Source organism: Klebsiella sp. C283, assembly GCF_048822555.1.
GTDB classification, from domain to species: domain Bacteria; phylum Pseudomonadota; class Gammaproteobacteria; order Enterobacterales; family Enterobacteriaceae; genus Klebsiella; species Klebsiella quasipneumoniae.
In genome coordinates, this window is the sequence record NZ_JBMEZS010000003.1 from 432,757 (window position 1) to 454,492 (window position 21,736).

General features: G+C 61.0%; 19 protein-coding genes. 12 read left to right on the plus strand and 7 right to left on the minus strand.

Going from position 1 to position 21,736, the window contains the following annotated elements:
• Window positions 1-2: 2 nt before the first annotated feature.
• The 8 genes from paaG (at window position 3) to ACOI7Z_RS07835 (ending at window position 7,227) form a co-directional block, all read left to right on the plus strand.
• Window positions 3-791 carry a 2-(1,2-epoxy-1,2-dihydrophenyl)acetyl-CoA isomerase PaaG gene (paaG, locus tag ACOI7Z_RS07800; protein WP_087849855.1) on the plus strand — a complete coding sequence of 263 codons (789 nt, stop codon included), beginning with the start codon at window positions 3-5 and terminating at the stop codon, window positions 789-791.
• Window positions 792-2,216, plus strand: coding sequence for a 3-hydroxyacyl-CoA dehydrogenase (locus ACOI7Z_RS07805; protein ID WP_170927872.1), 1,425 nt, complete (start codon window positions 792-794; stop codon window positions 2,214-2,216).
• Window positions 2,206-2,628: a hydroxyphenylacetyl-CoA thioesterase PaaI gene (gene paaI, locus ACOI7Z_RS07810; RefSeq protein WP_023289458.1), complete on the plus strand. Its 423-nt coding sequence runs from the start codon at window positions 2,206-2,208 to the stop codon at window positions 2,626-2,628. The genes ACOI7Z_RS07805 and paaI overlap by 11 nt, the downstream gene beginning before the upstream one ends.
• The gene (pcaF, locus tag ACOI7Z_RS07815) at window positions 2,628-3,833 is read left to right on the plus strand and encodes a 3-oxoadipyl-CoA thiolase (protein WP_044522629.1); all 1,206 of its coding nucleotides are present in this window, start codon (window positions 2,628-2,630) and stop codon (window positions 3,831-3,833) included. Before paaI ends, pcaF begins: the two co-directional genes overlap by 1 nt.
• A 26-nt stretch (window positions 3,834-3,859) precedes the next feature.
• A complete protein-coding gene (gene paaK, locus ACOI7Z_RS07820) occupies window positions 3,860-5,176 on the plus strand; it encodes a phenylacetate--CoA ligase PaaK (RefSeq protein ID WP_023289460.1) in 1,317 nt (438 codons plus the stop codon).
• 99 nt (window positions 5,177-5,275) lie between these two features.
• Window positions 5,276-6,202 carry a phenylacetic acid degradation operon negative regulatory protein PaaX gene (gene paaX, locus ACOI7Z_RS07825; protein ID WP_420702124.1) on the plus strand — a complete coding sequence of 309 codons (927 nt, stop codon included), beginning with the start codon at window positions 5,276-5,278 and terminating at the stop codon, window positions 6,200-6,202.
• A gap of 9 nt (window positions 6,203-6,211) precedes the next feature.
• A complete protein-coding gene (gene paaY / locus ACOI7Z_RS07830) occupies window positions 6,212-6,808 on the plus strand; it encodes a phenylacetic acid degradation protein PaaY (RefSeq protein ID WP_023289462.1) in 597 nt (198 codons plus the stop codon).
• Between the two features lie 11 nt (window positions 6,809-6,819).
• Window positions 6,820-7,227 carry a GFA family protein gene (locus ACOI7Z_RS07835; protein WP_023289463.1) on the plus strand — a complete coding sequence of 136 codons (408 nt, stop codon included), beginning with the start codon at window positions 6,820-6,822 and terminating at the stop codon, window positions 7,225-7,227.
• Between the two features lie 36 nt (window positions 7,228-7,263).
• Here the strand turns inward: ACOI7Z_RS07835 and azoR are convergent, their stop codons facing one another.
• A complete protein-coding gene (gene azoR, locus ACOI7Z_RS07840; RefSeq protein ID WP_002902889.1) occupies window positions 7,264-7,869 on the minus strand; it encodes an FMN-dependent NADH-azoreductase in 606 nt (201 codons plus the stop codon).
• Window positions 7,870-8,072: 203 nt separating this feature from the next.
• Between azoR and hrpA the strand changes: the two genes are divergently transcribed.
• On the plus strand, window positions 8,073-11,975 hold the full coding sequence (hrpA, locus tag ACOI7Z_RS07845; RefSeq protein ID WP_048334923.1) for an ATP-dependent RNA helicase HrpA: 3,903 nt from the start codon (window positions 8,073-8,075) through the stop codon (window positions 11,973-11,975).
• A 60-nt stretch (window positions 11,976-12,035) separates the two neighbouring features.
• Here hrpA and ACOI7Z_RS07850 read toward each other — a convergent pair whose 3' ends face one another.
• The 6 genes from ACOI7Z_RS07850 to ACOI7Z_RS07875 all read right to left on the minus strand — a co-directional run bounded on the left by ACOI7Z_RS07850 (window position 12,036) and on the right by ACOI7Z_RS07875 (window position 18,333).
• Window positions 12,036-12,695 (minus strand): O-methyltransferase, encoded by a 660-nt coding sequence (locus tag ACOI7Z_RS07850; RefSeq protein ID WP_087849856.1) that lies wholly within the window; start codon window positions 12,693-12,695, stop codon window positions 12,036-12,038.
• Window positions 12,696-12,710: 15 nt separating this feature from the next.
• Complete coding sequence (locus ACOI7Z_RS07855) at window positions 12,711-14,090, minus strand: efflux transporter outer membrane subunit (protein WP_065882229.1); 1,380 nt, start codon at window positions 14,088-14,090, stop codon at window positions 12,711-12,713.
• Entirely contained in the window at window positions 14,087-15,172 is a 1,086-nt protein-coding gene (locus ACOI7Z_RS07860; protein WP_032452665.1) for an HlyD family secretion protein, read from the minus strand. The genes ACOI7Z_RS07855 and ACOI7Z_RS07860 overlap by 4 nt, the downstream gene beginning before the upstream one ends.
• Window positions 15,173-15,200: 28 nt before the next feature.
• A complete protein-coding gene (locus ACOI7Z_RS07865) occupies window positions 15,201-16,853 on the minus strand; it encodes an MFS transporter (protein ID WP_087849857.1) in 1,653 nt (550 codons plus the stop codon).
• A complete protein-coding gene (locus ACOI7Z_RS07870; RefSeq protein ID WP_048297412.1) occupies window positions 16,853-17,284 on the minus strand; it encodes a MarR family winged helix-turn-helix transcriptional regulator in 432 nt (143 codons plus the stop codon). The genes ACOI7Z_RS07865 and ACOI7Z_RS07870 overlap by 1 nt, the downstream gene beginning before the upstream one ends.
• A gap of 134 nt (window positions 17,285-17,418) precedes the next feature.
• Window positions 17,419-18,333, minus strand: coding sequence for a LysR family transcriptional regulator (locus ACOI7Z_RS07875; RefSeq protein WP_087849858.1), 915 nt, complete (start codon window positions 18,331-18,333; stop codon window positions 17,419-17,421).
• A 100-nt stretch (window positions 18,334-18,433) separates the two neighbouring features.
• Between ACOI7Z_RS07875 and ACOI7Z_RS07880 the strand changes: the two genes are divergently transcribed.
• From ACOI7Z_RS07880 to ACOI7Z_RS07890, 3 genes are read left to right on the plus strand one after another with little or no spacing between them, the layout of a single operon-like run.
• Window positions 18,434-19,432: an aldo/keto reductase gene (locus ACOI7Z_RS07880; protein ID WP_023289471.1), complete on the plus strand. Its 999-nt coding sequence runs from the start codon at window positions 18,434-18,436 to the stop codon at window positions 19,430-19,432.
• 49 nt (window positions 19,433-19,481) lie between these two features.
• Window positions 19,482-20,669, plus strand: a complete 1,188-nt coding sequence (locus tag ACOI7Z_RS07885) for an MFS transporter (RefSeq protein ID WP_023289472.1) — start codon at window positions 19,482-19,484, stop codon at window positions 20,667-20,669.
• On the plus strand, window positions 20,666-21,730 hold the full coding sequence (locus tag ACOI7Z_RS07890; protein WP_087849859.1) for an aldo/keto reductase: 1,065 nt from the start codon (window positions 20,666-20,668) through the stop codon (window positions 21,728-21,730). Before ACOI7Z_RS07885 ends, ACOI7Z_RS07890 begins: the two co-directional genes overlap by 4 nt.
• Window positions 21,731-21,736 lie beyond the last annotated feature (6 nt).

The following is a 21,736-nucleotide window of genomic DNA, read 5'->3' on the forward strand; positions in this document are numbered from 1 at the left end:
TCGTGGAAGCTTTCATTCTCAGCGCAGTGGAACAGGGCGTCATGACCATTACCCTCAATCGCCCGGACCGCCTCAACAGTTTTAACGACCTGATGCATCAACAGCTGGCGGAATGCCTGAAGCAGGCCGAGCGCGACAACGGCGTGCGTTGCCTGCTGATCACCGGCGCCGGCCGCGGCTTTTGCGCCGGCCAGGATTTGAACGACCGCAACGTCGACCCCAGTGGCCCGCCGCCGGATCTCGGCCTGTCGGTGGAACGCTTTTACAACCCGTTAGTGCGTCGTCTGGCGGCGCTGCCGAAACCGGTGATTTGCGCGGTCAACGGCGTAGCCGCTGGCGCAGGGGCCACCCTGGCGCTGGGCTGCGATATCGTGCTGGCCGCGCGTTCGGCCAAGTTTGTGATGGCCTTCAGCAAGCTCGGGCTGGTGCCGGACTGCGGCGGCAGCTGGTTCCTGCCGCGGGTGGCCGGCCGCGCGCGCGCCATGGGGCTGGCGCTGCTGGGCGATAGCCTCAGCGCGGAACAGGCCGCGCAGTGGGGGATGATCTGGCAGCTGGTGGATGATGCCGAACTGGCGGACACCAGTCTGCAGCTGGCGCGCCATCTGGCGGCTCAGCCGACGTTGGGTCTTGGGCTGATTAAAAAGGCGCTGCTGGCGGCGGAAACCAACGGTCTCGACGCGCAGCTGGACCTGGAGCGCGATTATCAGCGCCTCGCCGGGCGCAGCGATGATTACCGCGAAGGGGTCAGCGCGTTTCTGGCCAAACGGCCACCACAGTTCAGCGGGAAATAGATGATGACGACATCCATAGCCAACGTGGCGGTGATCGGCAGCGGCACCATGGGGGCCGGCATCGCCGAAGTGGCGGCTGCCGCCGGGCATCCGGTGCTGATTTACGACATCGATCATCAGGCCATCGCCCGGGCGATCAAGGGTATTGCCAGGCGGCTCGCCTCACGGGTCGAGCGCGGCAAACTGGCGTCAGAGCAGGCCGACGCGCTGCTGGCACGCCTGCATCCGGCCCACGATTTAGCCGCGCTGGCCGACGCAGATTTAGTGATCGAAGCGGCCTCTGAACGCCTGGAGGTAAAAACGGCGATGTTCGCGCAGCTGGCGACGATCTGCGCGCCGTCAACGTTGCTGACCAGCAATACCTCGTCGATTTCGATTACCGCCATCGCCGCCGGGGTCAAGCATCCCGAACGCGTCGCCGGGCTGCACTTCTTTAATCCGGCGCCGGTCATGAAACTGGTGGAGGTCGTCAGCGGCCTGGCGACGTCTGCGGAAGTGGTGGAGCAGCTGTGCCAGTGCGTGAGCGGCTGGGGGAAACGGCCGGTGCGCTGCCGCTCGACGCCCGGCTTTATCGTTAACCGCGTGGCGCGTCCATTCTACGCCGAAGCCTGGCGGGCGCTGGAGGAGCAGGTGGCCGCCCCGGAGGTTATCGATGCCGCTTTGCGTGACGGCGGCGGTTTCCCGATGGGGCCCCTGGCGCTGACGGACCTGATTGGCCAGGACGTCAACTTCGCCGTGACCTGCTCGGTATTTAACGCTTTCTGGCAGGACCGCCGTTACCTGCCATCGCTCCTCCAGCAAGAGCTGGCGCTGGCCGGGCGGCTGGGCAAAAAGAGCGGCCATGGCGTCTATCGCTGGCCTGCGGAAGTCAGGACGGCGGCGGCGCTGCCGCCGGTTGCCCATGGCGCTCACTCCGTCATCACTATAAGTGACAGTGTCACCGAGCTGGACGAGCTGCTGTTGCTGGAGACCGAAGGCGAGACTGCCCTGGCGCTGAGCGTTAAGCATCGCCGTCCGGTGGTGGTGTATGACCTGTGCGCCAGCGATACGGTGGTGCTGGCCGCAGCGGCGACCAACGCGCCGGCGGCGACGGACAAAGCGGTGCACTACTTCCAGCAGCAGGGCAAGAACGTGCTGCGTATCGCCGATTATCCCGGCCTGCTGGTGTGGCGCACGGTGGCGATGCTGATTAACGAAGCGCTGGATGCACTACAGAAAGGGGTGGCCAGCGCACAGGATATCGATACCGCCATGCGTCTGGGCGTCAATTACCCGCAGGGCCCGCTGGCGTGGGGGGACAGCCTCGGCTGGCGCCGCGTGCTGCGCCTGCTGGAGAACCTGCACCACCATTATGGCGAGGAGCGCTATCGCCCCGGCTCCCTGTTGCGCCAGAAGGCGCTGATGGAGAAGCATCATGAGCAATGACGCCTGGCGCAACGCGCGCGCGATGTATGAAAAAGATACCTGCGCCAGAACGATGGGGATCGAACTCATCGAAATGGACGACGGTTTTGCGCAGATGACCATGACCGTCTCGCCGGACATGCTTAACGGCCATCAAACCTGCCACGGCGGTCAGCTATTTACCCTTGCCGATACCGCTTTCGCCTACGCCTGTAACAGCCAGGGGCTGGCGGCGGTGGCTTCGGCGGCCAGCATTGATTTTCTCCGCCCGGCGTTTGCCGGCGACCGGCTGGTCGCCACCGCCAGAGTCAAACAGCAGGGCAAGCTGACCGGGGTCTACGACATTGAAATTGTTAATCAACAGCAAAAAATTGTGGCCCTGTTTCGCGGCAAATCGCACCGCATCGGCGGCACAATCACAGGAGAAGTGTAATGCGCGAGGCCTTTATTTGTGACGGGATCCGCACGCCGATTGGCCGCTACGGCGGCGCGCTGGCCAGCGTGCGCGCCGACGACCTGGCGGCGATCCCGCTGCGTGCGCTGCTGAGCCGCAACCCCAGGCTTGACCCGACCGCGATCGATGATGTGATTTACGGCTGCGCGAATCAGGCGGGCGAAGATAACCGCAATGTGGCGCATATGGCGACGCTGCTGGCCGGCTACCCGCACACCGTGCCGGGTACCACCCTCAACCGCCTGTGCGGCTCCGGGCTGGACGCCGTCGGTTTTGCCGCCCGGGCGATCAAAGCCGGCGATGCCGATCTGCTGATCGCCGGCGGCGTGGAGTCGATGTCGCGCGCGCCGTTTGTGATGGGGAAGGCCAGCGCGCCGTATCAGCGTCAGGCGGAGCTGTTCGACACCACCATTGGCTGGCGTTTTGTGAACCCGCTCATGGCGCAACACTTCGGAACTGACAGCATGCCGGAAACCGCCGAGAATGTAGCCGAATTGTTAAATATCAGCCGCGCCGATCAGGATGCTTTCGCCTGGCGCAGCCAGCAGCGCACGGCGCAGGCCCAGCGCGACGGCATTCTGGCGCAGGAGATCGTGCCGGTGCAGGTTGTCGGCCGGAAAGGGGCGCTTAGCGACGTGCGCGAGGACGAGCATCCGCGACCGGAAACCACGCTTGAGCAGCTGGCGCAACTGAAAGCGCCGTTCCGTCAAGGCGGCGTCATTACCGCGGGCAATGCTTCCGGCGTCAACGACGGCGCCGCGGCGCTGATCATCGCCAGCGAACAGCAGGCCGCTAGCCAGGGGCTCACGCCGCGGGCGCGGATCGTGGCGATGGCGACGGCGGGCGTCGAGCCGCGCCTGATGGGGCTGGGGCCGGTACCGGCGGTGCGTAAAGTGCTGGAGCGGGCGGGGCTCAATATTAACGATATGGATCTGATTGAGCTGAATGAGGCCTTCGCCGCCCAGGCGCTGGGGGTGCTCAGACAGCTCGGCGTGCCGGACGATGCGGCGCATGTGAATCCCAACGGCGGCGCCATCGCTTTAGGCCATCCGCTGGGCATGAGCGGCGCGCGTCTGGCGCTGAGCGCCAGCCTTGAGCTGCAGCGCCGCGGCGGGCGCTATGCGTTGTGTACGATGTGTATTGGCGTGGGTCAGGGCATCGCCATGATCCTCGAGCGAGTGTGAGCTAATTTACCTGCGAGTACCCTACAATGATAACTACTACAAAATTAGATCCGATTGAAACCGCCTCGCGTGATGAGCTGCAGGCCCTGCAAACCCAGCGTCTGAAGTGGACGCTGAATCATGCGTATAACAATGTGCCAATGTATCGTCGTAAATTCGACGCCGCAGGCGTGCACCCTGACGACTTCCGCGAACTGAGCGACCTGACCAAATTCCCGTGCACCACCAAACAGGATCTGCGCGACAACTATCCCTTCGATACCTTCGCGGTGCCGATGGAGCAGGTGGTGCGCATTCATGCCTCATCCGGCACCACCGGCAAACCGACGGTGGTGGGTTATACGCAAAACGATATTGATAACTGGGCCAATATCGTCGCCCGTTCGCTGCGCGCCGCCGGCGGCACGGCGAAAGATAAAATTCACGTCGCCTACGGCTACGGCCTGTTTACCGGCGGCCTTGGCGCGCACTACGGCGCGGAACGCTTAGGCGCGACGGTGATCCCGATGTCCGGCGGACAGACCGAAAAACAGGCGCAGCTGATCCGCGATTTCCAGCCGGATATGATCATGGTGACGCCCTCATACTGTCTGAATCTGATTGAAGAGCTGGAGCGCCAGATGGCCGGCGATGCCCGCGGCTGTTCATTACGCGTCGGCGTCTTTGGCGCCGAGCCGTGGACCCTGGCGATGCGCGCGGAGATCGAGCGCCGGCTGGGGATCACCGCCCTGGATATTTACGGTCTGTCAGAGGTGATGGGCCCGGGGGTGGCGATGGAGTGTCTGGAAACCGTTGACGGCCCGACCATCTGGGAAGACCACTTCTTCCCGGAAATCGTTAACCCGGACGACGGCACGCCGCTGGCCGATGGCGAACACGGCGAACTGCTGTTCACCACGCTGACTAAAGAGGCGCTGCCGGTGATCCGCTATCGTACCCGCGATCTGACGCGCCTGCTGCCGGGCACCGCGCGCACCATGCGCCGTATGGACCGCATCAGCGGACGCAGCGACGATATGCTGATCATCCGCGGGGTTAACGTCTTCCCGTCGCAGCTGGAAGAAGAGATCCTTAAGTTTGAACACCTGGCGCCGCACTACCAGCTGGAGGTGAATCGCCGCGGCCATCTCGATTCGCTGGCGGTGCGCGTGGAGCTGAAAGAGAGCGGGCTGGCCCTGAGTCACGAGCAGCGCTGCCAGATTTGTCACCAGCTGCGCCACCGCATTAAGTCGATGGTCGGGATCTCCACCGATATCACCATCGTCAACTGCGGCAGCATTCCGCGCTCTGAAGGCAAAGCCTGTCGCGTATTCGACCTGCGTAAAGCGGTGGTCAGCGGTTAATTCTCTCCCAGATAACCCGGCTGAGGCCTTTACGCCGTAGGCCGGGAATTTCCTGTGCTATGATTCATAAAGGAAAAATATAACAACAGAATGAATCAGATGAGTAAACTCGACGCCTTTATTCAACAAGCGGTGACGGCGACGCCGATCAGCGGCACGTCATTAATCGCCTCGCTGTATGGCGACGCCTTATTACAACGCGGTGGGGAAGTGTGGCTGGGCAGCGTCGCGGCGCTGCTGGAAGGATTAGGCTTCGGCGAGCGTTTCGTCCGCACCGCGCTGTTTCGCCTCAATAAAGAGGAGTGGCTCGATGTCGTCCGTATCGGCCGCCGCAGCTTCTATCGTCTGAGCGACAAAGGGCTGCGCCTGACCCGACGCGCGGAACATAAAATTTATCGCGCGAACGCTGCGGAATGGGACGGCACCTGGCTGCTGCTGCTTTCGGAAGGCCTGGAGAAAAACGTGCTGGCCGACGTCAAAAAGCAGCTGCTGTGGCAGGGGTTTGGCGCGCTGGCGCCGAGCCTGTTAGCCTCGCCGTCGCAAAAGCTGGCGGATGTCCAGTCGCTGCTCCATGAAGCGGGGGGCGCCGAAAACGTCATCTGTTTTGAAGCTCACTCGCCGCTGGCGCTCTCCCGGGCGGCGCTGCGCAGCCGGGTGGAGGAGTGCTGGCATCTCACCGAACAAAACGAGATGTATGAGGCTTTTATCTCGTTATTCCGGCCGTTACTGCCGCTGCTGCGCGACTGCGACCCCGCGGAGTTAACGCCGGAACGCAGCTTTCAGATCCAGCTCCTGCTGATTCATTTCTATCGCCGGGTGGTGCTCAAAGATCCGCTGCTGCCGGAAGAGCTGCTGCCGGCGCACTGGGCGGGGCAAACCGCCCGCCAGCTGTGTATCAATATTTACCAACGGGTGAGTCCCGGCGCGCTGGCGTTCGTCAGCGAGAAAGGTGAAAGCTCGGTCGGCGAGCTTCCCGCGCCGGGCCCGCTCTATTATCAGCGCTTTGGCGGTTTGCCGGGCGCATAAGGAGGTTGCATGCCGATTTATCAGATTGATGGACTGACCCCGGTGGTGCCGGAGGAGAGTTACGTCCACCCGACCGCGGTGTTGATTGGCGACGTGATCCTCGGCAAAGGGGTCTATGTTGGGCCCAACGCCAGCCTGCGCGGCGATTTTGGCCGCATCGTGGTCAAAGACGGGGCCAATATTCAGGACAACTGCGTGATGCACGGCTTCCCCGGCCAGGATACGGTGGTGGAAGAGGACGGACATATCGGCCACGGCGCTATTCTGCACGGCTGCGTGATTGGCCGCAACGCGCTGGTGGGGATGAGCGCGGTGATTATCGACGGGGCGACCATCGGCGAAAACAGCATTGTCGGCGCCTCGGCCTTTGTCAAAGCCAACGCTGAGATGCCCGCCAACCATCTGATCATCGGCAGCCCGGCAAAAGCGATTCGCGTCCTGAGCGAACAGGAGCTGGCGTGGAAAAAGCATGGCACCCGTGAATACCAGGTGCTGGTGGAACGCTGTAAGCAGACGCTGCATCAGGTTGAGCCATTACGGGAAGTGGAAGAGGGGCGTAAGCGGCTGGAGTTTGATGAAAACCTGCGGCCAAAATCCTCAACCTGAGGGGGAAATATATGGCAGAGAAATTATCCGCTCACTGTCACTGCGGTGCGGTGGCGTTTACCGTTGAACTCAGCGACGGCTTCAATACCGCTCGGCGCTGTAACTGCTCATATTGTCGAATGCGCGGGGCGGTCGCGGTCTCTTCGCCGCGTTCAGGCATAGAGGTGGTACGCGGAAGGGATAAGCTCACCGAGTATCGCTTTAATACAGGGGAAGCCGTGCACTTTTTCTGCTCGGTATGCGGGATCTACACCTTTCATCAACGGCGTTCAAACCCACAGGAGTATGGTGTGAATGTGGCCTGCATTGACGGCGTTTCGCCTTTCGATTTTTCCTGCGTGGAGGTCAACGACGGGGTGAATCATCCAAACGATGGCGGCGGAGGCGTGGTGGGGTATTTGCGCTACGAGAAAAAGTAAAACACTCCTCCCGCAGGAAGCGAGAGGAGTGAAATATTAGGCTGCAACCACGCTGTCGATGGCCGCTTTTGCGTCAGACTGCGCTTTGGCCGCGACTTCCGGGCCGTAAGCGATACCTTCGGCGAACACGAAGTTCACGTCGGTGATGCCGATAAAGCCGAGGAAGGTGGACAGGTACGGGGTGACCAGGTCGGTCGGGGTATCTTTATGGATACCGCCGCGGCTGGTCACGACGACCGCGCGTTTACCGGTCACCAGACCTTCCGGCCCTTTCTCGGTGTAGCGGAAGGTCACGCCGGCGCGAGCCACCAGGTCAAAATAGTTTTTCAACTGCGTCGGAATGTTGAAGTTGTACATCGGCGCAGCGATAACAATCACATCATTGCCTTTCAGTTCGGCGATCAGCTCGTCGGAAAGGGCCAGCGCTTCCTGCTGACGCGGCGTCAGCGGCGCGTCGCTCGGACGCAGGGCGCCAACCAGTTCACCATCCAGAACCGGGATCGGATTAGCGGCCAGGTCACGCACGGTGATCTCGTCGCCCGGGTGTTTTTCCTGCCATTGTTCAACAAAATAGTCGGAAAGCTGACCAGATTGTGAGTACCCTGCCAGAATACTGGATTTCAGAACTAATACTTTGCTCATGGGTGTTTCCTTTTTTAATGTGATTGACGGGTCAGTGCCCTGGTGCTTGATGACACTGTATTCACAATCGCGCCACAGAGATAGCGCAATATATCGAATCCTATGTTCAGATTTTTTGAACAAGGCACGGATGACACAGATGTGGTACTCTAAGGCAATACTTCAAAAGAGATTTTCCCGGCAGAGCTCTGCCCGATAACGCTATGACAGAACAACAAAAAATCACCTTCCCCCAGCTTTATCAACAGCTCGACGGCCTGATGCTGCGCGACAAAACGCGCTTTGCCCGCCGTCTGCACGGCGTGAAGAAGGTTAAAAATCCTGAATCGCAACAGGCCATCCTCCAGGAGATGGCGCAGGAGATAAGCCAGGCAGCCGGTAAAGTCCTGCTGCGCGAAGCGGCGCGACCGGCCATCACCTATCCGGAAAACCTGCCGGTTAGCCAGAAAAAACAAGAAATTCTCGAGGCGGTACGCGATCACCAGGTGGTGATTGTCGCCGGGGAGACCGGTTCGGGTAAAACCACCCAGCTGCCAAAAATCTGCATGGAGCTGGGCCGCGGGCTGAAAGGGCTGATCGGCCATACCCAGCCGCGTCGTCTGGCCGCGCGAACCGTCGCCAACCGTATCGCCGAGGAGCTGCAAACGGAGCCGGGCGGTTGTATCGGCTATAAGGTCCGCTTTAGCGATCACGTCAGCGACAACACCATGGTCAAGCTGATGACCGACGGTATTCTGCTGGCGGAGATCCAGCAGGATCGCCTGCTGATGCAGTATGACACCATCATTATCGATGAAGCGCACGAGCGCAGCCTGAACATCGACTTCCTGCTCGGCTACCTGAAAGAGCTGCTGCCGCGCCGTCCTGACCTGAAAATCATCATCACCTCGGCGACCATCGACCCGGAACGTTTCTCAAAGCATTTCAATAATGCGCCGATTATCGAAGTCTCCGGGCGGACTTACCCGGTGGAAGTGCGCTACCGGCCGATAGTGGAAGAGGCGGACGATACCGAGCGCGATCAGCTGCAGGCGATCTTTGATGCCGTCGACGAGCTGGGGCGCGAAGGGCCAGGGGATATTCTGATCTTTATGAGCGGCGAGCGGGAGATTCGCGATACCGCCGATGCGCTGAATAAGCTGGATCTGCGCCATACCGAGGTGCTGCCGCTGTACGCTCGCTTGTCCAACAGCGAGCAGAACCGCGTCTTCCAGCCGCACAGCGGACGGCGCATCGTGCTGGCGACCAACGTGGCGGAAACCTCGCTGACCGTGCCGGGCATCAAGTACGTTATCGATCCCGGTACCGCGCGTATCAGCCGCTACAGCTACCGCACCAAGGTGCAGCGCCTGCCGATCGAGCCGGTTTCCCAGGCCTCCGCCAACCAGCGTAAAGGCCGCTGCGGCCGCGTCTCGGAAGGGATCTGTATTCGTCTTTATTCAGAAGACGATTTCCTGTCGCGCCCGGAATTTACCGACCCGGAAATTCTGCGCACCAACCTGGCGTCGGTCATCCTGCAGATGACCGCCCTGGGCTTAGGCGATATCGCCGCCTTCCCGTTCGTTGAAGCGCCGGATAAGCGCAACATTCAGGACGGCGTGCGCCTGCTGGAAGAGCTGGGCGCGATCACCACCGATGAGCAGGCCACCGCCTATAAGCTAACGCCGATGGGCCGCCAGCTCAGCCAGCTGCCGGTGGACCCGCGCCTGGCGCGGATGGTGCTGGAGGCCCAGAAGCACGGCTGCGTGCGGGAAGCGATGATCATCACCTCCGCGCTGTCGATTCAGGATCCGCGCGAGCGGCCGATGGATAAGCAGCAGGCCTCCGACGAGAAGCACCGCCGCTTTCACGATAAAGAGTCTGATTTCCTCGCCTTCGTCAATCTGTGGAACTACCTCGGCGAGCAGCAGAAGGCGCTGTCGTCGAATCAGTTCCGCCGCCAGTGCCGGGTCGATTTTCTGAACTATCTGCGCGTGCGCGAGTGGCAGGATATCTACACCCAGCTGCGTCAGGTGGTGAAAGAGCTTGGCCTGCCGATCAACAGCGAACCGGCGGAATACCGCGAGATCCATACTGCGCTGCTGACCGGTCTGCTGTCGCACATCGGCATGAAGGATGCCGATAAACAGGAGTTTACCGGCGCGCGTAACGCCCGCTTCTCCATCTTCCCGGGGTCCGGTCTGTTTAAAAAGCCGCCGAAGTGGACGATGGTGGCGGAACTGGTGGAAACCAGCCGGCTGTGGGGCCGCATTGCCGCTCGCATTGAGCCGGAGTGGGTGGAGCCGGTCGCGCAGCACCTGATCAAACGCTCATACAGTGAGCCGCACTGGGAGCGGGCGCAGGGCGCGGTGATGGCGACGGAAAAGGTCACCGTCTATGGCCTGCCGATCGTTGGCGCACGTAAGGTCAACTACAGCCAGATCGATCCGGCGCTGTGCCGCGAGCTGTTTATCCGCCACGCGCTGGTGGAGGGCGACTGGCAAACGCGCCACGCCTTCTTCCGGGAGAACCTGAAGCTGCGGGCGGAAATCGAAGAGCTGGAGCATAAGTCGCGCCGCCGCGACATTCTGGTGGATGACGAGACCCTGTTCGAATTCTACGACCAGCGCATCAGCCACGACGTCATCTCCGCCCGGCATTTTGACGCCTGGTGGAAGCAGGCCAGCCGCGACACCCCGGATCTGCTCAACTTTGAGAAGAGCATGCTGATTAAGGAAGGGGCGGAGCAGGTCAGCAAACTGGACTATCCGAACTTCTGGCACCAGGGCAATCTGAAGCTGCGTCTGACCTATCAGTTCGAGCCGGGCGCCGACGCCGACGGCGTGACGGTGCATATTCCGCTGCCGCTGCTTAATCAGGTGGAGGAGGCCGGGTTTGAATGGCAGATCCCGGGTCTGCGCCGGGAGCTGATTATCGCCCTGATAAAATCGCTGCCGAAGCCGGTGCGGCGCAATTTCGTCCCGGCGCCCAACTATGCGGAAGCGTTTCTTGGCCGGGCGACGCCGCTGGAGCTGCCGCTGCTCGACTCCCTCGAGCGCGAACTGCGGCGGATGACCGGCGTGACCATCGACCGCGAAGCCTGGCAGTGGGATCAGGTGCCCGATCACCTGAAAATCACTTTCCGGGTGGTGGATGATAAAAACAAGAAGCTGCAGGAAGGGCGCTCGCTGCAGGCGCTGAAAGAGGCGCTGAAGGGCAAAGTTCAGGAGACGCTGTCGGCGGTCGCTGATGACGGCATCGAGCAGAGCGGGCTGCATATCTGGAGCTTTGGCACCCTGGCGGAGAGTTACGAACAGAAGCGCGGCAACTATAAGGTAAAAGCCTGGCCGGCGCTGGTGGACGAGCGCGACAGCGTGGCCATCAAGCTGTTTGATAATCCACAGGAACAGCAGCAGGCCATGTGGCGCGGTCTGCGTCGCCTGCTGCTGCTTAACATTCCGTCGCCGATTAAGTATCTGCACGAGAAGCTGCCGAACAAAGCCAAGCTCGGGCTCTATTTTAACCCGTACGGCAAAGTGCTGGATCTGATTGACGACTGCATCTCCTGCGGCGTTGATAAGCTTATCGACGAGGCGGGCGGGCCGGTGTGGACGGAAGAGGGCTTTAGCCAGCTGCATGATAAAGTTCGCGCCGAGCTCAACGAGACGGTCGTGGAGATCGCCAAACAGGTCGAGCAGATCCTCACCGCGGTGTTCAATATCAACAAACGGCTGAAAGGCCGGGTGGATATGACCATGGCGCTGGGGCTGTCGGACATCAAAGCGCAGATGGCGGGGCTGGTTTACCGCGGCTTTGTCACCGGCAATGGCTTCCGTCGTCTTGGCGATACGCTGCGCTATCTGCAGGCGATTGAAAAGCGTCTGGAGAAGATGGCTATCGATCCGCACCGCGACCGCGCGCAGATGCTGAAAATCGAGAGCGTGCAGCAGGCGTGGCAGCAGTGGCTGAATAAGCTGCCGCCGAACCGCCGTGAGGACGACGATGTCCGGGAGATCCGCTGGATGATCGAGGAACTGCGGGTGAGCTTCTTCGCCCAGCAGCTGGGGACCCCGTACCCCATCTCGGACAAACGCGTGCTGCAGGCGATGGAGCAGATTACGCCGTAACCTGGCCGGTTGTCCCCGGTGGCGCTGCGCTTACCGGGGCGACGGGCCAGGCGTCCACGCTTAAGCGTTGACCCACGCCAGGGTAAAGCCGTCCCAGCCTTTCGTGCCCACGGTTTGCAGCGCCGTTGCCGTCAACCGTGGCTCGGCGCCCATCATCTCAATGAACTGACGCACGCCCTGAACGCGCTCGTCGGCGCTCTGTGGGTTGACCACTTCGCCGTCGCGTACCACGTTATCGCCAATAATTAAGGTTCCCGGGCGGGAATAACGCAGCGCCCAGCGCAGATAATGGGGATTATTCGGCTTATCGGCATCGATGAAGATCAGGTCGAAAGCGGGACATTCGCCAAGCGCCTCCAGGGACCGTAGCGCAGGCCCCTCCCGCAGCGTGACCCGCTGGTCAACCCCCGCCAGCTGCAGATTCTCCCGCGCCACCCGGGCATGATGCGCGTCGGCCTCCAGGGTGAGGAGTTGGCCGTCGGCAGGAAGCTCGCGCGCCATCCAGATGGTGCTATAGCCGCCGAGGGTGCCGATCTCCAGGATCCGCTTAGCCTGGGTAAGCCGTACCAGCAGGGCGAGAAACTGACCCTGATTGGCGGCGACATCGTGTGCCGGGAGCCCGGCACGATGGTTGTTTTCCAGTACCCGATCGAGCACAGGATCGCTGGGAATTAAGGCCTCAATCAAATAATTGTCTACTGCAGACCACTGTTGTTGCATATGACGCTTCCCCCTTTAGCTCCCTGATGAGTCAGACCAGCCGCCTCCCAGCGCCCGGTATAGATCGATCTGCGCCAGCAGCAGGTTATTCTTCACCTGTACCACGCTAAGCTGGGTGGAGAACAGCGTTCGCTGGGCATCAAGCACATCCAGATACGAAGAGTAGCCGTTACGGTAGCGGTTCTGCGCAATGCGCAATGTTTCTTCCGCCACCGCCTCCTGCCCCTGCAGTTCGGTCAGCTGTTCGCCGTAGCGGCTAATGGCGTCCAGGCTGTCATTGACCTCTTTGAACGCGCCGCGCACCGTGTTCTCATAGCTGTACAGCGCCTGGTTGCGCTGGGCCATCGAGACATCCACCTGGGCATTTAACGCCTGGCGGTTAAGCAGCGGCGCCAGGATGCTACCGCCAATGCTCCAGAGTCGCAGCGGGTTGTCCAGCAGATCCGGCAGCGTCCGGTCCTGCAGGCTGCCGGTGGCGGTCAGGTTGATAGACGGCAGCAGCTGCGCCTGGGACGAGGCCAGGGTGGCATCGGCGGCGACCAGCTGACGCTGGGCCTGTACGATATCCGGGCGGCGGTTGAGCAAGGTGGACGGCAGCTGCGAGGGCAGACGCAGCGGGGTGAGCCCGGCGAATTCGCCGCGTTTTATCGCGCCGGGGTTATCCCCCAGCAGCACGCTGAGGGCGTTTTCCTGCTGCGCAATCTGGTGCTGCAGCGGCGGGATCTGCGCCCGCGTGGAGCGCAGCTCCGAATCCGCCTGCATCAGCTCAAGGCGCGAGGTATACCCGGTTTCATACTGACGTTTGGCCAGGCGCCAGGCGTCTTCCCGCGCCTGGAGCGTCTGCTGCGTGACCCGCAGTTGCTCATCCAGCGACAGCAGCGTCACGTAGCCCACGGCCACCGAGGCGGCGACGCTCAAATTGGCCGCGTCGGCAGCGGCTTTCTGCGCCTCGAGGCTGGCCCCGGCGGCGCTGGCCGCGCTGCGGTTCGCGCCCCAGATATCGACATCATAGCTGGCGGTCAGGCCGCCTTTATACACCGTACTGTGGATCGGCAGGCCGGTGGCGGCGGACTGCGCGCGGGCGCGGGTGCCGGTCAGGCTGGCATCCAGCGAGGGGAAAAGAGTGCTGTCGGCGGCATACGCCCGCGCCTGATACTCATTCACCCGCTCGCGGGCGATCAGCACATCGCTGTTATAGCGCAGCGCCCGGTCGACATACTGATTCAGCGCGCTGTCATGAAAATTGCGCCACCATACGCCTTCCACCGGGCTGGCAGGGCCAACGTCGGCCCGCCAGGCGGCAGGGATGGCGAGCGTCGGCTGGGCGCGCTGCACATCGGCGGACTGACAGCCGACCAGCGCCAGGACGATGGCAAGGGTGACCGGGCGGATCATGGCTGCTTCTCCGCGCGGGTATCAATGGTCACCTGCACCGACATGCCGGGGCGCAGGCGCTCGCTGTTGCGTTGCCCCTCGTTAACCGTGATGCGCACCGGGATGCGCTGGGCGATCTTGACGAAGTTGCCGGTGGCGTTGTCCGGCGAAATGGCGCTGAACTCCACCCCGGTCGCCGGGGAGATACTCTGCACCTTGCCGTGGAAGGTCTCGCCGTTGAGCGCGTCAACGGTGAAGGTAACCGGCTGGCCGATACGCACATCGGCCAGCTGGGTCTCTTTCAGGTTGGCGATCACCCAGTGCTGCGGCGGCACCAGCGAGGTCAGATGGGTTCCGGCGCTGACGTAAGCGCCAAGACGCACCGAAATCTGCCCCAGCTGGCCGCCGGTGGGGGCGATGATCTGCGTATTCTGCAGGTCGATCTGCGCCAGCTCGAGGGCGGCTTTGGCGCTGGCCACGTCGGCCTCCAGTGAATCGCGATTGACGATGGTCGATTCGCGGTCCTGGCGCGACATCTCCAGCGCCGCTTTCGCCTGTTCAATATCCGCTGCCCCCTGGGCGGCGCTGGCGCGGGCGGAATCACGCTCGCGGATCGACAGCGAGCCATCGGCGGTCAGTTCCTGCACCCGTTTTAAATCAGCCTGGATTTTCAGATTCTGCGCGCGGGCGTTTTGCAGCGCGGCTTCATTTTTGGCGATCGTCGCCTCGGCGCTTTTGCGCTGCTGCAGGTTGTTGCGCAGCGCTGCCTCCTTCATCGCCAGGGTGGCCTGGGCCTGGTGTACCCGCTGCTTATAGATGCGATCGTCTATCTGGAACAGCACCTCACCCGGCTGAACGATGGCGAAATCCTTGACGTTGACGGCAGTGATGTAGCCGTTGACCTGCGGACTGATAAAGGTGGTCTGCCCGCGCACGTAGGCGTTGTCGGTAAACTGGCTATGGCGGGTGAACGGCGGCAGTTGCCAGGCATAGAGGATCACCAGTACGCCGACGAGGCCTATCGCCGCGGCGGTAAAAATGGAAACCACGCGAATGTTGTTCCGGGTGTTGGCCTGTTGTTTGGCCGCATCCTGCTGACTCATAACGACTCCAGAGATGAAATGATGATAATTATTTGTTGCCGGTGGCGCGTTTTAAGGCGATACGGGCGGTCAATCGTAAGCGAATTAAGCGCCAGAAAACCCACACTAACGTCCCGGCGGAGATCGCCGCCGTCAGCAGATAGGTGTCATTCCAGGCGAGAATATTGGCCTGCAGCGTCGCGGCGTTTTGCAGCAGGGTGGTGGCCTGGACGCTGAGCAGCGTGCTGTCGCCGATCTGGCTCTGGTACATCTGGCTGTACTGCTGCAGCCGCTCGACGATCAGCGGGTTGAGCGTGGTGATCTGGTCCGCCAGCTGGCTGGAGTGAAATTTCTCCCGCCAGGTCTGGAAGGTGCCGAGTATCGCCGACCCCAGCAGACCGCCTATGTTCTGGCTCATGCCGAACAGCACCGAGAAGCTGACCAGGTTGCGCGGATCGGCGAACACCCCGCCAATGCCGGCGAGCATCGCCGGCGCCAGAAAGAAGGCGCTGCCGAAGCCAAGCAAAAACTGGCTGAACATCAGCTGTTCCGGACGGGTGAGGGCGTTGGACTGGCTGTCGAGCAGCGAGGCCACCATGATCAGCGCCAGGGCGGTGGCGGTCGGCCAGTAGAGCTTCTGCGGGTTAAGCGTCAGGCAGCTGGCGATGATCCCGCACAGAATGCCGGCGAAAATTGACCATGCAAGGTTGGTCATCTGTTCGTTTTGCAGGCCAACGTACTGCAGCCAGCCGATCACCCCGGTATTCTGCTCCGCCAGCACGATGCGGATCAGCAGCATAATCAGACCCAGGCGCAGGATACTGCCGCTGGAGAGCCATTTGGTATTGAGCAGAGGATTGCTGCGGTTATGCTCAAAGGCGATGGCGGCGACGATCAGCACCACCGCCGCGGCCAGCGACCAGCCGATCCACGGCGCTTCGAACCACCACTCGAGCCGCCCCAGCGAGAGCACCGCGCAGACCAGCGCCATGCCGGGGGCCAGCAGGAAGAAGGTAATAAAATCCTTCTTCTCGAACACCTTTTTACGATCGCTCGGCGGCAGCTTCAGGGCGATGACGCAGGCCAGCGACACCAGCGCCAGCCCCAGCTCAAAGAAGTAGAGCCCGCGCCATTCATCGATCTGCAGCAGCTCGGTGGAAAAGAGGCGCGCCAGCGGAATGGCCAGCGACGAGCCGGTGATACCGATAGTCAGTCCTTTGAGGCGGTGGCGTGCGGGCCAGGCCTGCACCTGATAGTAGATCCCCAGCGAGCTGAGCGCCGCGGCCACCATGCCGTGGGCGGCGCGGACCATCAGCGCCGAGCTGAGATCGTTGACGAACAGATGAAAGAAGGTGACCAGCACATAGAGCACCAGAAAGCCTTCGGTAAAGGCGCGCAGCCCGAACTGCTGACGAAATTTCACCAGCAGCAGGTTAATGGAGACGTTGGTCATGACATACACCGCCGGCAGCCAGGCGATCTCCGTCGACCAGGCGGCGAAGGTGCCCTGCAGCAGCTGCAGATTGGCGGTGACCACCGCGTTGCCCAGCGCGCCGGTTAGGCACACCAGCAGCCCGACCACCCCGTAGGCCAGGCGCTTCGCCGGACTGTGCAGCGGCGTCGATGGCGAGCCGAGCAGGGCCGGTTTTTCATGCGGCGCCCAGTCATGAGGGACGTAGGGGTTACTCTGGCGACGGGGCATTATTTCTTCTCCACTTCGCGCAACAGCTTTTCCAGCACCCGCTGAGTTTGTTCCCGCTCCTGCGGCGTGATCGCCGTCAGGATCTCTTCACGCAGATCGTCCGCCACCGTTTTGACCTGCTCGAAGAGGGCCTGCCCCTGGTCGGTGACCACCAGCAGCCGCTTGCGTTTATCGCGGTCGGTGGTGACGCGCTCCACCAGACCGAGGGCCACCAGGCGGTTGATCAGCGGCACAATGGTTGGGCTCTCCACTCCCAGCTCCTGCGCCAGTTCGCTTTGCGACAGCGGCTGGTGGTGGCGGGCGATGGCGGCGACCGCCACCCAGCTGGCCTGGCTGAGGCCGAGGTTTTTCAGCCGACGATTAACCGCCAGCCGCCAGTGATGGGCGGTCAGATATAAAAGATGGGAGAAGCTAAGCTGTCGATGGTCCATAGGTCGTCTGCCAAAATCGTTAGAGCTCTAACGATTTTATGTCTGATAACCGGCGGAATTCAAGGGAAAGGATAAAAAATGGTTAACGGTGTGTGCGTTTATTGTGGCGACAGGAGGATACCGCCTCAGGCCATTTACTCATGGAGGATGCTCTTATTCTGCGCCATCACCCAAGTGATAAAAGCGCGCAGGGGCGCGGGAATATGTTTGCGACTCGGATAGTAGACGCAGAAATGATCCGCCGGGTAGCGGTAGCTGGGTAATAAGCGAACCAGGCTGCCGGCGTTCAGTTGCGCGGACACCAGCGACTGATAGACAAAGGCGATCCCCAGTCCGCTCTCCGCCGCCTGGATCATCGCCGTATCGGAATCGACGACCAGATCGCCCTTGACGGCGACTTCGCCTGGCTCGCCGTCGGGGCTGATAAATTCCCACCGGTACTTTTCGCCGCTGGGGAAACAGCGGTTAATGCAGCGGAAATTGACCAGCGACTGCGGGGTGTCGGGCGCACCGGCCTCGTGGAGATAGTTCGGGCTGGCCACCGGGATCAGCGACAGCTTCTCGCCAAAGGGGATGGCAATCATATCTTTGGGCACGTCCCGGGAATAGCGAATGCCAGCGTCAAAACCGGACTCGATAATATTCACTTTCCGATCGGTGGTAAACAGCTCCAGCGTCACGTCAGGATAGGCGGTTTTAAAAGCAATAAAATAGCGCTGAAAGAAAAGGTCGAGAACAATGCGCGGTAAATTGACTTTCACCACCCCTTCCGGGGTCAGACGGTGATAATTCAGACTGTCGACCACCCGGCGATAATCATTCACCACCGGCGTCATATTATTAAGAAATTCCTCACCCACTGCGGTTAAAGACAAACTGCGCGTCGAGCGATTGAGCAGGCGCACGCCTAATTTTTCTTCCAGATGATTAATAGCGCTGGTGAGGGCCGGCGGTGAAAGATTTAATGCTCTGGCAGCTTGCCGAAAACTGCCATGTTTCACTATGAGTATTAATATTTCAATTTGTTGCAAATCAGGCAACGTTTTCATTGTTAATTTCCAGCTAACACCGCGTTCGGAATAGATTAATTGTTATCAATGTAAAAGGGAAGTATATATTTAATAACATTCAGCACGTAAGGAAAATAAGGTGAAAACACGTTATCTCGGAAAAGAGAAGTTCCAGGTTTCCGCATTGGGTCTCGGGTGTATGGGAATGAGTTTCGCCTATGGCGGCGCTGAGGAGTCGCAGGCGATAAATACCATCCATGCCGCAGTGGACATGGGGGTGACCTTCCTGGATTCCGCCGAAGTGTATGGGCCTTTTGACAATGAAGTCCTTGTTGGGAAAGCGATTAAAGGCATCCGCGATAAGGTGCAGATTGCCACCAAATTTGGCTTTCGTATTCTGCCGACCGGCCAGGGGCTGGAGCGGATGGCCGGCGTCGACAGCCGTCCGGAACATATTCGCGAGGCGGTGGAAGGGTCGCTGAAGCGGCTGAATATCGAGACCATCGATCTGCTCTATCAGCACCGCGTCGATCCCGCGGTGCCGGTGGAAGAGGTGGTGGGCACCATGGCCGACCTGGTCAAAGAGGGTAAAATTCGCCATATCGGGCTGTCGGAAGTGTCAGCCCAGACGCTGCGCCGGGCCTGCAAGGTGCATCCGATCGCCGCGGTGCAGACGGAATACTCGCTATGGACCCGTGAGCCGGAGGGCGGCATCCTCAAGGCCTGCCGCGAGCTGGGCGTGGGCTTTGTCCCTTACAGTCCGCTGGGCCGCGGCTTCCTGACGGGCCAGATCACCGATCCCGGCGTCTTCGCAGCCGATGATTTTCGTCGCAATCTGCCGCGCTTCCAGGCCGAAACCATGCGCAAAAACCAGCAACTGCTCGACCGTCTGCAGCAGGTCGCCAGCCGCTACGAGGCCACCCTGGCGCAGATGGCCCTCGCCTGGGTGATGAGCAAAGGGGAAGATATCGTGCCGATCCCCGGGGCGCGAAAAATGAACCATCTGCGCGATAATGCCGCTGCGGCCGATATTATGCTCTCCCCTGAGGATATTCTCGCCATCGATCATATTTTCGCTCCCGAAAACGTCGCCGGATTACGCTATAACCAGGGCGACTTTAATTTAATCGATAAATAATCTTCTGAATACGCTCCTCCCGCCGGTCTGGCGGGAGATAAGGTAACTTATGACTATTGCTGTTTCCCGTCCGGCGGGATTGCCTGCGGCGGTGTATGCGCTTTCCGTGGGTTCATTTGGTATCGGCACCACCGAATTTGTTATTATGGGTTTATTACTCGATGTGGCCCATGACTTTCATATATCCATTACGCTCGCCGCCTGGTCTATTACCGCTTATGCCTGTGGGGTGGTGATTGGCGCGCCGCTGCTGACGCCGCTATTAAGCCGTTATCGCAAAAAACCGGCGCTGTTATTTTTAATGATCTTATTTTCCATTGGAAATTTAGGCTGCGCGATCGCCGGTAATATGACCATGCTAATTATTGCCCGGGTAATAACTGCGTTCGCTCACGCCTCGTTCTTCGGAATAAGCTCGGTCTATGCCGCGGAGCTGGCGCCAGTGGATAAACGGGCTTCGGCGGTTTCCGCTGTGTTTCTCGGCGCCACCCTGGCCAATATTCTGGGCGTGCCGCTCGGCGCCTGGGTGGGGCAGTACCTTGGCTGGCGCTATACCTTCTATATGGTTACGCTGATCGGCATTCTCTCCGCCCTGGCGGTGATCGCCCTGGTGCCTGGCCGTCAGGCGCAGCCGTCGGCCCAGAGCCGGATCCGCGATGAGCTGAAGGTGCTCCGCCATCCCGCGGTGCTGCGCAGCCTGCTGATCACCGCCCTCGGGTTCTCCGGCGTCTTCGCCGCCTTCACCTACATCGCGCCGATGCTGAAAACCGTCACCGGGATGAGCGACCACCTTATTCCGCCGGTGCTGATGCTGTTCGGCGTCGGGATGGTCGCCGGGAATCATCTTGGCGGCCGACTGACCGACGGCGGCGTCCGCCGGGCGCTGCTGCTAACTCTCGCCTTGCTGAGCGTCGTCCTGTGTCTTTTTCCGTGGGCGATTCAGACGCTGCCCGGCGCCTGCGCGGCGGTGTTTCTGCTGGGGGCGGCGATGTTCTCCACCATTCCGCCGCTGCAGATGCAGGCCCTGGACAGCAGTGAGAGCGGCAAAAGCATGGTCTCTTCGTGCAATATCGCCGCCTTTAACCTCGGCAATGCCGGCGGCGCCTGGTTTGGTGGGCTGCTGCTCGCCTCCGGCGTTTCTCTCTCGCACATTCCCCTGGCCGGTGCTTGCCTGACCGCCAGCGGATGGGTTATCGCTAGTGTGACGTTGTCACCTTTAAAAGGAAGTCAAGCATGAAGTATCGATATTTAGGTTCCACCGGGCTGTCGGTTTCGGAGCTCTGTTTTGGCGCCATGACGTTTGGCGAGAAAGGGGCCTTTCTCGGCGCGCCGGGGCGCAACTGGTCGGAATTCGGCGTGGTGCCTGAGCAGACGGCCTACGATCTGGTGTACAAAGCGCTGGACGCCGGGATTAACTTTTTTGATACCGCGGACTGTTATAAGAACGGCCAGGGCGAAGAGCTGCTCGGCAACGCGCTGAAGGGAAGACGCCAGCAGGTGATTATTGGCACCAAAGGACGCTGGCAAACCGACCCCAACCCGAACGCGCTGGGAGCGTCGCGCTACCATATCATCAATGCCGTTGAGGCCAGCCTGCAGCGGCTGAAGACCGATTATATCGATATCTATCACCTTCACGGGTTCGATCCGCGCACCGCGCTGGAGGATACCCTGCGCACGCTGGATACGCTGATCCGCGCCGGGAAAATTCGCTATATCGGGGTCTCCAACTACGCGGCCTGGCAGCTGGCGAAGGCGCTGGGGATCTCGGAGCGCCTTGGGCTGGAGAAATTCTGCGTCTATCAGGGCTATTACAATATCGCCGCGCGTGAACTGGAGCATGAGATTATCCCGCTCAGCGTCGATCAGAACGTCGGCATCACCGTCTGGAGCCCGCTGGCCGGGGGCTTTCTCACCGGCAAATACCCACGCAATCAGGCGTTTCCCGAGGGCAGTCGCCTGGCGAACGCCACGCCGTTCGAATCCGCGCCGATCGCCAACCGCGAGCAGGCCTGGCAGACCCTGGAGGTGATGCAGGAGATTGCCCGCCAGCGCAACGCCAGCGTCGCGCAGGTGGCGCTCAACTGGCTGCGTACCCGTCCGGGGATCGCTTCGCTGGTGATCGGCGCGACCAAACTGGCCCAGCTGGAGGATAACCTGGCGGCGCTGAACTGGACGTTGAGCGACGAGGAGACGGCGATCCTCAACAGCGTGAGCGAGAAAGAGAAACCATACCCCTACTGGCATATCTGCAATGTCGCCGGCGATCGTCGTCTGGCCGATGATATCTATCCCTAATCACCC